General features: G+C 70.8%; 7 protein-coding genes. 2 read left to right on the top strand and 5 right to left on the bottom strand.

The features are described from left to right. Positions 1-141: 141 nt before the first annotated feature. Positions 142-1893, bottom strand: coding sequence for a sulfate permease (gene sulP / locus MJ777_RS19800; protein WP_370652783.1), 1752 nt, complete (start codon positions 1891-1893; stop codon positions 142-144). Positions 1894-2073: 180 nt separating this feature from the next. On the opposite strand from sulP, the gene MJ777_RS19795 reads away from it, so the two are divergent. Continuing rightward, positions 2074-3663 carry a GAF domain-containing SpoIIE family protein phosphatase gene (locus MJ777_RS19795; protein WP_370652782.1) on the top strand — a complete coding sequence of 530 codons (1590 nt, stop codon included), beginning with the start codon at positions 2074-2076 and terminating at the stop codon, positions 3661-3663. A gap of 61 nt (positions 3664-3724) precedes the next feature. On the opposite strand, the gene pabB is transcribed toward MJ777_RS19795, so the two are convergent. Then, positions 3725-4885 (bottom strand): aminodeoxychorismate synthase component I, encoded by a 1161-nt coding sequence (pabB, locus tag MJ777_RS19790; RefSeq protein ID WP_239313938.1) that lies wholly within the window; start codon positions 4883-4885, stop codon positions 3725-3727. 494 nt (positions 4886-5379) lie between these two features. Here pabB and MJ777_RS19785 point away from each other — a divergent pair, with 494 nt between their 5' ends. After that, entirely contained in the window at positions 5380-7224 is a 1845-nt protein-coding gene (locus tag MJ777_RS19785; RefSeq protein WP_239377406.1) for a hypothetical protein, read from the top strand. An 80-nt stretch (positions 7225-7304) separates the two neighbouring features. Here MJ777_RS19785 and MJ777_RS19780 read toward each other — a convergent pair whose 3' ends face one another. The 3 genes from MJ777_RS19780 to MJ777_RS19770 all read right to left on the bottom strand — a co-directional run. Continuing rightward, positions 7305-8933, bottom strand: a complete 1629-nt coding sequence (locus MJ777_RS19780; RefSeq protein WP_239377405.1) for a serine/threonine-protein kinase — start codon at positions 8931-8933, stop codon at positions 7305-7307. After that, a complete protein-coding gene (locus MJ777_RS19775) occupies positions 8930-11191 on the bottom strand; it encodes a transglutaminase domain-containing protein (RefSeq protein ID WP_239377404.1) in 2262 nt (753 codons plus the stop codon). Before MJ777_RS19775 ends, MJ777_RS19780 begins: the two co-directional genes overlap by 4 nt. Continuing rightward, on the bottom strand, positions 11188-12570 hold a 1383-nt coding region (locus MJ777_RS19770), incomplete at its 5' end, for a DUF58 domain-containing protein (RefSeq protein ID WP_239377403.1). The genes MJ777_RS19770 and MJ777_RS19775, both read right to left, overlap by 4 nt.

The raw sequence follows: 12570 nt of genomic DNA, 5'->3' as shown, positions 1-12570 counted from the left end.
CCCGAGGATAGGGCGTTCGATCAGTGAGCGGCTCAGCCGCGCCCGATCCGGCAAGGCGGCGGAGGAAGGCGCCCTGGTGCTGGGAGCCGACTGACGACAACGCGGCCGGGCGGGATGCGGGGAGCCGCGAGCCGGACAGTCCTATCCTCGGGCGCTCTTATCTGCGAGGCCGGCGGCCTCCGTGTACGCGGCGATCGCGGCGGGCAGGGTCGGGAAGATGCGGCCGGCACCGATCCGGCTGGCCACGCCATGGGCGACAAGAGCGTCGAGCAGCTCCTGTTTGACGCGGGCGAGCGCGACGACGATGCCCCGGCCGGCGAGTTCCGCGCGTAGCTCCTCCAGGGCGTCCAGGCCGGTGATGTCGACCTCGGTGTTCGCCTCCATGTTGAGGACGAACCACTCGACGGGGCCTCGTCGCGCCATCTCGCCGACAGCGGCAAGCGCGCGGCGACGGAAGTTCTGGGCGTTGGCGAAGAAGATCGGCGAGTCGTAGCGGTACATGACAAGACCCGTGATGAGTTCGGCGCCCGGGTAGTCGTCGATGTCGTGCATGCCCTCGACCCCGGGCACGCGGGCGAGGATCGCGTCGTGCGGCCGCGCCACCCGCGTCAACAGGTCGGCGAGCGACAGGGCGACGGCGATCAGGATGCCGTAGAAGATGTCGAAGGTGAGCACACCGGCGAGCGCGGCGAGCGCGAGCAGCAGTTCGCTGCGCCGGAACCGGGCCAGGCGCCGGAAGCCCGCCACATCCACCAGCCGGACCGCGGCATAGATGACGATCGCGCCGAGCACGGCCGTCGGGAAAGCGGCCAACGCCGGGTGCAGGAACAGCAGCACCCCGACCACGGCGACGACAGCGACCAACGAGTGCAGCTGGCTGCGGCTGCCGGCGGCTGCGCCGAGCGCGGTGCGGCTGCCGCTGCTGCTCACCGGGAAACCGGACAGGAGCCCGGTACCGAGGTTGGCCGCGCCGAGCGCGAACAGCTCCCCGCCCGCGTCGATCTCCCCGTGGCCGGCGCGGCTGGCAAACGCCCGGGCGGTCAGCATGTTGTCGGTGAACCCGACGAACAGCACCCCGAGAGCGGGGATCACCAGCTTGACCAGGTCTTCGGCAGCCGGCGGCGTCGGCCGGGGCAGGCCGCCGGGAATGCCGCCGACGACCGCGATCCCACGCGCGCGCAGATCGAACACCGCGGCGACGGCTGTGGCCAGCACGACGGCGAGCAGCGGCCCCGGCACGCCAGGCCAGCGCCACTCGAGCAGGAAAAGGAACACCAGCACGCTCGCGGCGAGCGCGATGGTGCTCACCTGGGCCGCCCCCACGTGATGTACGAACGACGCGACCTCACCGTACAGATGCTTGCCCGACACGGGAACACCGGTCGTCTTGCCCAGCTGACCGACAATCATGATGATGGCGACACCGGCCAGGTAACCGACCAGGATCGGCTGGGAGAGCAGATCGGCGACGAACCCCAGCCGCACCACCCCCGCTATGAGCGCCAACAGCCCGACCACAACCGCAAGCGCCGCCGCGAGGGCCGCGTACCGGCCCGGGTCCCCCGTGGCCAGCGGCCCGATGGTGGCGGCTGTCATCAGCGCCGTCGTCGACTCCGGGCCGACGGACAGCTGTCGCGAGGACCCGAACACCGCGTAGATCGTCAGCGCGGGCAACGCCGCCCACAGCCCCGCCACCGGCGTCAGACCCGCGACCCCCGCATAGGCCATCACCTGCGGCACCAGGTAGGCCGCCACCGTCACTCCGGCAAGCACGTCGCCGCGCAGCCAGGCGCGGCGATACCCGTGCACCCACCCCAGCGCCCGCGGCACCCGCGGTACCCGTCCCACCCACCCCACCGCGCCCCTCGTCACCTGACGATGATCTGCCGCCATCCGCTGTATCGGCCTTTCCAGGCACGACAAGCGAGCATTGTCCCGCTGGCCGCCCTGGCGCGCCTGACCGAGTGACTGCCGCCGGAAGCTGTTCGACCGGGGCGGCCCGCGGATGTTCTTCCAGCCGCTCGTCGAGCTGGCCACCGGACGAAACCGGACAGTGAACCCTGAGCGACAGCCATGCATAATGTCGATTGCTGTTTCGTTCACTTCGTTCGACGTCCACCCGATCGGTCATTCGCAGACCCGTCCCCCGCGTCTGTGCCCACCCGGCCGGGCACGCTTGTAAAGGGCTATCCAACCGCACGGACCTGCGGCAGCCGGCCCCATGCGACAGGGCACGGGGGCGCCCGGCTCGACGTTGGAGGGGACCTTGTGAGCCAGTACGGCGAAGCCTGCGGCCACCCGGCGAGGGGCACCCAGACAGAGGCCCACGCCGCTGAGACCGTCGAGCCGATCCCCGCCCGGATCGCGCAGCTGCGTCGCGCCAACGAGCGCGTGCGGGCGCTGCTGGACGCTGTTCTGCTCATCAGCCGGGAACTGGACCTGCCAGTTGTGCTGCGGCAGATCGTCAGCACCGCCATGAAACTCGCCGACGCCCGCTACGGCGCCCTGGGCGTGCTGGACGAGCGGGGCAAAGGCCTGGCGGAGTTCATCCCGATCGGTCTGAGCCAGCAGGAGTACCACGCCCTGGCGGGAATCGAGCAACCACACGGCCATGGGCTGCTGGGCCACCTGATTCGGCAGCCGACCTCGATCCGCGTGGACGATATTCCCACGCACCCGGATTCGGTAGGATTCCCACCGGGTCATCCACCAATGCGCACCATGTTAGGCGTCGGCATCGGTGTGCGTGGCCGAATATACGGAAACATCTATCTTTGCGACCGATCGGATGGGCGGCCTTTCGACAAGGAGGACGAGGCTGTCGTCGTGGCGCTGGCAGGTGCCGCCGCTGTCGCGGTGGAGAACGCCCGCCTGTTCGACCAGGTCCGCACCGGTGCCGAACAGTTTCAGCGCCTGCTCCTGCCCCGCCTGCCCAACCTGGCTCCGTTGTCCGTCGCCGAGGTCTACAAGGCATCGACGCAACGAGGCTCGCGAACAGGGCATGTCGGTGGGGACTGGTACGACGCCCTGCTGCTGCCCGACGGAGCGGTCGGGGCCGTCGTCGGCGACGTCGTCGGCCATGACCTTGTCGCCGCGGCCGCCATGGCCCAGACCCGCAACATGCTGCGCGCCCTGCTGTACGACAAATGCGGCCCACCCAGCGCCGTGCTCACTCAGCTCGACCACACGCTGGAAGCGATCGAGGAAAATCCGGTGACCACCATCTGCCTCGCGCGCATCGAGCCGATGGGCGGGAGGTGGAAACTGTCCTGGAGCAGCGCCGGCCATCTCCCACCGCTGCTGCTCACCCCCGACGGCGGCAGCCGCTACCTGCAGACCGAGCCCGACGTACCGCTGGGGGTCGACGTCGGCCTGCCTCGCCACGACCGCACTCTCGCGTTACCGCCAGGCGCCACCCTGATTCTGTTCACCGACGGGCTCGTCGAACACCGTTCCCATCCGATCGACCATGGTCTGGCCGCGCTCGCCGCGCTGGCCGCGACCTACGCCGACCAGCCGTTACCCACGCTGTGCCACGCGCTGGCCGACGAACACCCCAGCGACGGCCACGACGATCTGGCCGTCATCGCGCTCCGCATCCCCAGCGAAAGCCGCGTCCGCCTGGCCGGCCAGCCGCCGCACCATGCGGACGTATCGTCCTGACCCGACGGCGGCAGCGGGACATGTCCAGCGAGGTCACGCGGATACCCAATGATTATCCGCGTCAACAGCACCGGGAACGGTCCAGGCGGACGAGGCGGGTGAAAACCTCCGTCTTGGCGGCCAGCTCCGCGTACTCAGCGGCGGGATCGGAGCCCCAGGTGATGCCACCGCCAACGCCATAGGCAGCGACGCCCGTGGCACGGTCGAGCAGAACAGTACGGATCGGGACACTGAAACGAGCCTGGAAAGGGGCATCGGCAGGCGCAACCATGCCGATGGCGCCACAGTAAACACCCCGCGGACCATCCTCCACATCCCGGATGATCTCCATGGTGCGCGGCTTGGGCGCACCGGTGACCGAGCCGCACGGGAACAGCGCGCGGAACACCTCAGGCAGGCCGATGCCTGGGCGCAGGCGCGCGCACACCTCCGAGGTCAGCTGGTGCACCGTCGCGTACCGCTCCGCGTGCAGCAGGGAGGTCACCCGTACGCTGCCGGTGACCGCGACTCGGGCGAGGTCGTTGCGCACCAGGTCGACAATCATGATGTTCTCGGCGCGTTCCTTCTCGCTGGCGCGCAGAGCCGCGACGATCACCGCGTCCTCGGCCGGGGTATCGCCCCGGCGCGCGGTGCCCTTCATCGGCCGCATCCGCACCTGCCGGCCCCGGGTCTCGAAGAACAATTCCGGGCTGGCGCTGGCGACAACGAACATGCCGACGTCGAGGTAGGCGTTGAAGGCGCCGCGCTGGCCGAGCGCGAGGTCGGTGTAGAGGGCGAACGGGTCACCGAGGGTCTCGGCGGTCAGGTGGGTGGTCAGGTTGACCTGGTAGGTCTCGCCCGCGGCGATGTGCCGGCGGACGGCCTCGACGCGGGCCCGGTGGGTCTCGGAGTCCCAGGCCAGCCACCACTCGCCGACACGGTAGGCAGCCGGGTCCGGCTCGCGGACGGCTGGGACGAGACGGGGCGGGGCACACACGCCGAACCAGGCCAGCGGCAGGCCGTGGGCGGGCGGGTGGACAGCGAGGCGCCGGTCCAGCGCCGCCTCGTAAGCAACGAAGCCGCAGGCCCACCAACCCCCGGCGGTCGCGGCCTCGACCTCGGCCAGCAGCGGGGCGACCTCGTCGGGCCGGACCGCCGCCAGACGGCAGGCGGGCCGCGAGAACTCCCAGGCAACACCGGCCCGCAGGTCGTCGAACCTGGCGAAGCAGTTCCGGCCTCGCACGACCTCTCCTCTCCGTTTCCCTGGCCCGCAGCCGGCGTCCCCGGCTCGCGGCCGGCGTCGCCGCCGTCGCGAGGGCGCGTGGGACGCGCGTGGGACTTCCGTGAAGCGCCGCATTCTCTCGCTCATCGCCGACATACGCCCCCGCGAGGTGCGTTGGGACCGCTCCTCACGTCCGCGCTCCGGTCCGGCAGCCACAGCTTCATGATCTACGAAAAACTTGGAGCGACCGGCAACAGGGCGTTCGATCAGGCAGCGGCGTCCGGGTGGATGGATCGCAAGGCGCGTGCCCCGGCCCCGCGATGCCGCGTCCCCTATCCTCGGGCGTTCTTAGCCCGGTGGCGCATCGAGCTGAACGAGACGGCGGGCGGAACCATATTTCTGGCACACCACCCCGCCCGCATTACCGATGATCATACAGGCATATAACGGATTGGCCGGAAAGTGGCCATATACTGACGTCGAGTGCACGTCGGTCACGCCCGGAAAGGACGGCGATGAGGCGAACTCGCAGCGAGCGGTCAACCCGTCGACGGTTGCTGTCACGGTTCGCCGAGTCACGGCTCGCCAGGTCACGGGCACGCGGAGCGGTCGCGGTCCCGCTGGCGCTCCTGCTCGCCAGCGGATCGGCGGTCATCGTGCTGGGGCAGAGCGCGGGTTCCGCCGTCGTGCGGCTGGGGGACGTCGGCGCATGGCTGGTCAGCAGCAGCCAGGGGATCATCTCGCATGTGAACGGGCCATCCGGGCGAGCCGACGCCAGCGTGACCATCAACGGCGGCAGGGAACATCACCTCACGGTCACCCAGGATGGGCCCAACGTCCTGGTCACCGACACCGACACCGGCGTGACCAGCCGGATCGACCCGGTCGGGCTGGCCGCCGCCGAGCAGCGGGGCTTTGGAACCGGCACCACCGTTGTCGCGGGCGCGGACCAGGCATATGTCATCGACGCACACGTCGCCGGGCAGGTCCAGCGGATCGACCCGAAAACGCTGGACCCACTGGGCGCGCCGCTCTCCTTTGGTTCAGCGATCGGTGGTGCCGGGCTGACCGCTGACGGCACGCTGTGGGTGGCCTTACCCGAGAAAGGGCAGCTTGTCCCGGTTCGCCGCGGCACAGCGGGAACAGCGGTCACGGTCGCCCGGCCAGGCTACCGACTGTCACTGATCATAGTAGACGGGCTGCCGGTCGCGGTCGACGCGACCACGCCAGCGCTGGTACCCGTGCGCGACGGCCGCCCCGCCCCGGCGCTGCGGCTGCCGGACCCGGCCGGGCAAGGGCGTCAACTGCTCGTGGCGCCGTCCGTCGACGGCCATCTCACCCCCGTCATTGTCGACGGGACGACCACGATGCTGCTGGCCGACCCGGGCGCCGGTGCTGTCCGCGCGGTCGATCTCGGCTCCCAGGACCCTTCCGGGAAGCTCGGCGCTCCCGTGGTGGCCGGCAACCGGGTGTACATACCCGACAACGACAAGGGACGGTTGCTGGTCTACGCAGCCGACCTGGGGCAGTTCAGTTCGCCGATCACCGTTACCCCTGAGCCGGCGAAGCTCACCGTCTTCGTCAAGGACGGGATGCTCTGGGCAAATGACGAGCGCGGCTCCCACGCGGTCCTGGTCCGGCCGGACGGCTCGGCCCAGCCGATCGAAAAACACGCCCCCGACGTCGCCGGCAGCGCCGCCACCACCCCACCTCGGCCGCTGCCCACGCAGACGATCACACCGCCCCACGAGGCCCCGCGCTCCCAGCCGTCGACAGCCGCCCCACCCCAGCCGCTGCCCGCGCCCGTGATCCTGGCTCCCCGCCAGGCCCCGCGCTCCCAGCCGTCGACAGCCGTCCCGCCCCAGGTACCAACCCCAGTCGTCGGACCAGCCCCCAGCCCGAGCCGTACGGCCCCGCCTGCCGGTGGACAGCCGACTCCGGCTGCCCCGCCCGCTGCCTCCCCGTCACCCGCTCCCGTTCAACCATCCGCTTCGTCCCCGCCGCCCACTCCCGTTCAACCGCCCGCTTCCTCCCAGCCGCCTGCTTCCTCTCCGCCCCCGCCGCCAGCTCCCACCACGTACCGCGAACAAACCGGCAGCACTGGCTCTCCGACATTCAGCAACCCGCACAACGCCTCCGGTCAAGGCCCGCGCATCGCGGTGGGCGCCTACGTTGAGGTGCAGTGCCGTGTATATGAGCCCCTAATCCAGTCAGCCAATCCGGACGGCTGGTGGTACAGGATTGCCAGCAGCCCCTGGAACGGCCAGTACTACGGTGTCGCGAACAACTTCCGGAATGGCGACGTCCCCGGCCAGGGCCCGCCTTATCACAACACCGACTTCAACGTCCCCGTTTGCTGACGCGAATGCGGGTGTGCCGGAAAGCAGGATTACCGGAGGTAGCAGCCGCCCACCTGCCTGGGCCTGATCACCCGGCAGGCTCAAGACGGGGGCGGTGTGGCGCCGCGGATACAGACATAGTCCGACCATGCCTTGATCAGACTGTGTCCGACGGGGTCAAAGAGCACGGGGCCGACGTGGAAGCAGTAGCCCTTGCTGGGATCCAGATCAGCAATCTGGATGATGGCCGCGCCGGCGGGCAACCGTTGTACCGGCACTGGGGGAACGTCCGGGGGGTTCGCGGTCTGCACGATCAGATCAGTATCGGTCCGTGAGCCGTTCTGCCAGGTCAGCGTGACCGTCGCTCCAGCGTCATCAGCGCGTAGACCAGTCGGGCGCGCAGCCTGGATGTCGGCGGAGGTGACCGGCGCGGGCGTGACCGGGGATGGCGTGGGGGAGGCCGTCCTGACGGAGGTTGACAAGGAGCGCGCCGGGTTGGGCCGACGCGGAGCGAGGACCGCTATCACCACCAGTGACACGACGATCGCCGCGGTGGCCCCGAGCAGCACCAGAACCCGCCGCGGCCTACCGGCCCGGCCCGATGGCGCTGTGTCCAGGCTCGGCCGGGCCGGCCTGCCTTCCCGGAGCAGGGTGATCTCCTGCATCGCGCCGCCCATGCTGCGGTCGGTATCGGAATCCACGGCAGGGCCCGCTGGCGCATGATCTTCAAGCGCGGCCGGTGCGGGTTGTGGCGGCGGGTCCGGATGCGTGAGCACGTTGGGAACAGCTTCAGCAACGGCGTCGGGGACGGCCACGGCTTCGCTGCTCTGCCTGGCACCCACAAACGTGCCGGGTACGCCGGCCGCGCCTGCGACCTCCTCCGGCACGCCGACCGGTTCCGGCGCTATCCGCGGGACGGTGTGGCCGAGGCGTTCGTTGAGGTGCCGGAGGTCCGCGGCGAAGGCGTCGGCGGTCTGTGGGCGCTGCGCCGGGTCGCGTGCGAGCGCGGTCCGCAGCAGGTTCTCCACGGATTCGGGCACGCGCTCACGAGGCAACGCGGGAAGGTCCTGAGTCAGGACGCGCAGCACAATGGTGGCCGGGCTGTCGCCCGGCCGGTATCCGAACGGCGGCGAGCCCGCCAGCATGGCGAACAGGGTCGCGCCCAGCGCGTAGATGTCGGTTGCGACCGACTGTTCCTCTCCCTGGAGGACTTCCGGGGCCGTATAGGACGGCGTGAACGCATCCTGGCTCGTGGATGTTTCCGAGCCCGCCAGGCTCGCGATGCCGAAATCGCTGAGCACCGGTTCATCGGTGTCGGTGAGCAGTATGTTGCCGGGTTTGACATCCCGGTGGATGATTCTGGCCTCGTGCGCGGCGTGCATGGCCTCGGCGATTTTCGCACCGATGTGAAGGGCTTCGTGTGCCCGCATCGGGCCGCTGCGCTGGATCCGGTCGGCGACCGAGCCCCGCGGGAGATACTGCATGGCGATGAACGGATGCCGATCCTCCGTCGAGCCAGCCTGGAAAATCGTGATGATATGCGGGTGACCGGTGAGACGCCCGGTTGCCCGGCATTCCCGGGTGAACCGCCGTTCCGCGGCGGAGTCCCGAAGATCGGCGTTAATCACCTTAATAGCCACCGTGCGGTCAAGATGGTCCTGATAGGCAGAGTAGACGGTGCTGAACCCACCGTGCGCAATCACGGTGAAGGACCGGTAACCGGGGATCATCGGTATCTCCTCCCCCGGATGACCTGGCTGGGGGCGAGCCGCCCGGCCATGCGCCGGTGCAGCGGCACGACCCGCCGCAGCTGTGCGCGCACCTGTTTCTCGTGCAGCCAGGCCTTGTCGGCCTCGGCGGGGCCGATGCCGTTCGCGGCGAACAGCGCCGTGGTGACGAGATCCGCCAAGGACGCCAGCGACGCTCGGCCGCTGGCGCCGATCCCGGCCGCGGCGATCCCGACTGTCTCAGCCGGGGTGGCCGCGGCCGGGATCGCTATGCCGGCGCCCGCCAAGGCGTCGTGTGTGCTGTGCCAGGCACCGACCACGCGCGTCCGGGGGATACGCGCGCGCCGTCCCCGCCGACGGCGCGCCACCGGCGACCCCGCGGCGACCGCCAGGTAGCCGAGGGCACAGGCGAGCACGACAGCACCGGAGATCACCCCCACGTACACCCGCAACGAAGTGTGACGAACCACCGGTGGAGCGGATGGTGGCGCTGCCGGGTACTGCACGGGCACAGCCGCCGCGGCCTCGGCCCGCCGCGCCCGCTCGCTGGACTCCCCCGATGCCGAGGAGGCGACCTCAGTGCCGCCACGCCGCGACTCCTGCGGCGTCGGATAGAACGGCAGCCAGCCCACACCCGCGAAGTCGATCTCTGGCCAGACCAGGACGTCGCCGGTGTGGACGTCCGCTGTCCGCGGCCCGCCGGGAGGAAAGGCGAACCCGACCACGACCCGGCTGGGCAGACCCAGCACCCGGGCGGCGACCGCGAACACGGTCGCGAACTGTTCGGAGGTGCCCCGCTGGCTCCTGGTCAGAAAGTAGTTGAGGTGTCCGTAGGTGTGACCAGCCGGCGCAAGCGAGTCATAGCTGAAGGTGCCGCGAAGGTACTGTTCCAGCCCGAACGCCTGCTGGAATGGGGTGATCCTCCCAACGGACCCCCGCCGGGCAGCCTCACGCACCGAATCGGGTAGGCCGGGCGGCAGGTAGCGGGCGGCGTCGGCGTCGGCGTCGGTGGCCGGCTGCGACAACGCAAGGACAGTTGCGTCAGGGATGGTCTGCGGTGCGGACACCACCGTGTACCGGCGGCCGGGACGCACCGGCACGGCGCTGAGCAGAACGCCGCTGTCGACGTCGACGGCCAAGCCCACGCCGTCAAGCCGGACCGGGCGGTCCATGGCGGGCAGCCAGACACCGTCCAAACCGTCGATCTCCACGTCCTGGCGTAGCTCCCCGCTGCGCGGTAGCTCCCCGGCCACCGCCGGGACCTGACGTCCGGCCGGTTGGAAACGAGCTGACGACGTCCAGGACTGGCCGTCAAAACGGTCGAGCACGGCCAGCCGGATGTTCTGCGCCGCGGCTTGCTCCGCGTTCTGCGTCCCATCCGGTGTCCCATCCGGTGTCCCGTTCTGTGTCCCGTTCTGTGCCGCTGACGCGCGCACCGCGAACAACAGCCGGCCCGGGTCACCGAGCCAGGCCGCGACCTGGTCCAACGGGTTTACCGTGGATATCGGGTGCAGCGGTACCGTACGGTGCGCGCGTATGTCGTATGGGTCACGGCCGTGCCCCGGTGACAGGAGCGGGCCGATCAGGGCGGAGGCCGCCGCGACGGCTACCGCCGCAACCACCCCGATGACGGCTCGGCTCGCGGACGATCCGGATCCACCGCGGCCGCTGGCGGTCGTCAACGACCGGATCTCGGCGCGCCGGCACAGTATGAGCAGCCCGGACGCCGCCACCAGAGCGGCCGCGACCAGCAGGTTCGACCCCGGGGCGGACACCGTCAGCGTCACCCCGGCCACGAAGACCACGACTGCCGGGACGGCTGGGAGCAGCACCGTCCGCGTCCTTGCCACCAGTTCCGCACCGACGCCAGCCGCAAGCCACGTCAACGCCTGCGGCACCACCAGCAGATCCGGCGGATCCGGCGCCGGCAGGGTCACCGCCAGCAGCCGGGCCCAGCCGTTGAGCAGACCGTCGCCGACCGCGGGCAGCACACCGGGAACCGTCGGCGAACCGTGCCAGAACAGCGTCACCGCGACGACGCCCAGCCACAGCGCGGCCCAGGCCAGCAGCGACAACGGCACCCGGCGACGGCGGGGCGTCCCCGCGAGCAGCGCCACGGCGATCACAGGCACGACCGCCGCCAGCGCGACCGGGCCGGTGAGCGGGCCCCAGCCGAACGCCCGGTGAAACGATCCGCCGGCAAGCCCGGCCATCACCGTGACCACGGCAAAGCTCCCGGCCCGGGGCCAGAGCGCCGTCACCGTACCCTCCCGGTGGGAGTCGCCGGCCACGCCGGCACCAGCGCGGCGGCATCAGCGAGATCCAGGACACGCAGCCGTTCGCCTCCCGCGGTGACCGACCATGGCACCGGCCCGGCTCCAGCGCCGGCTCCAGCACCGGCGGCACCGGCGGCACCGGCGGCACCGACCCGAACCACGATCACGTGCTCGAACCAGCTGGCAGCCGAGGCGACCGCAGCCACCTGCCCGATGTCCACCCCACCGGTGACAAGCGTGAGCGTGCCGATCCCGCCACGGCCAAGCCCCCGGACAGCCGCGGCCAGCGCGTCATCCGGGCGGGCGCTGGCGTCACCGGGATCCCGGTCCCCCTTGCCGGATCCGCTGGTACCGGGCCGGGATCTGCCCGCCGCCGGCGTCGCGGCGTCCCATTCGACACCGGCAAGCACGTCGAGAACGATCTGGCCGTCGCCACGCCCGCCACGACCCGTGACCCGAACATGCCCGGTGGTGTGCAGCCGGACCGGGAAACGCAGCCGGGCCGAGGCAAGCAGAACCGAGGCGGCAACGTCCACCGCCGCGTCGAACCCGGCCTCGCCGGCCGCTCCGGACGGGTATGCGTACGCCCGCGTGTCCAGCAGGACCGTCGTGACCGGCTCGCTCGGATCGACATACCGCCGCACCAGCAGGGTGCCCGCCCGAGCGCTGGAGCGCCAGTGCACATGCCGGAGATCGTCACCAGGCACATATTCGCGGAGCGCGTGGAAGGTCACGCCGCCTTCGGTCCGGCTGTCGACCGACAGCCCGTCAGGGCTGCTCGACCGAGCGGACACCAGCGGCGTCAGCGAATACACAACCGGGTGGACACGCACCACGGCCGGTTCCCCGACCTGTTGGGAGCGCGACAGCAAACCGAACAGGTCAGCTCTGCCGACCTGCACCGGGCCGACCCGCAGCACCCCACGGCGCGCGGTCGGTAACGGTAGCGCGATCGTGCGCCGCGTCGATCCCCGCAGAGAACGCAGATGTGTTTCGGTCGCCTCCTCCCCGTGCGGCACGCGGACCCGCAGGGCACCGCTGGACCGCTCCGCGAGGTTCCTGATCGTCACACTCGCGACAGCCGCCTCACCGCGCCGGACCCGGCCGGGAACGACCTCGATCTCCGCGCCTAATCGCGGACGGTAGGCGACCGTGACCACCGCCGCCGCCAGCACGACGACACATCCCACCGCGAGCATCGACAGCTCGGCAAACCGCAGCACACCCGCGGCAGCCCCCAGCACAACCGCGGCGCAGGCCACCGCCCATCCGGTGGCGGTAACCGCGCGAAGCGCGCGCCGCGCCGGACCGCGTGCCGCCGACGGGGCGGTGCCGGCTCCCGCGCTCCCGCCGGCTCCCGGGAC

Source organism: Protofrankia sp. Cj5 (assembly GCF_917627405.1).
GTDB lineage: Bacteria > Actinomycetota > Actinomycetes > Frankiales > Frankiaceae > Protofrankia.
Note: the sequence above shows the minus strand (reverse complement) of the source record. Positions and strands in the feature narration are given on the sequence as shown.

Bases quoted from the DNA above. Each gene is read 5' to 3' on its own strand.
- sulP (WP_370652783.1), bottom strand. From the start codon at position 1,893: ATGGCGGCAGATCATCGTCAGGTGACGAGGGGCGCGGTGGGGTGGGTG.
- MJ777_RS19795 (WP_370652782.1), top strand. From the start codon at position 2,074: ATGCATAATGTCGATTGCTGTTTCGTTCACTTCGTTCGACGTCCACCC.
- MJ777_RS19785 (WP_239377406.1), top strand. From the start codon at position 5,380: ATGAGGCGAACTCGCAGCGAGCGGTCAACCCGTCGACGGTTGCTGTCA.
- MJ777_RS19780 (WP_239377405.1), bottom strand. From the start codon at position 8,933: ATGATCCCCGGTTACCGGTCCTTCACCGTGATTGCGCACGGTGGGTTC.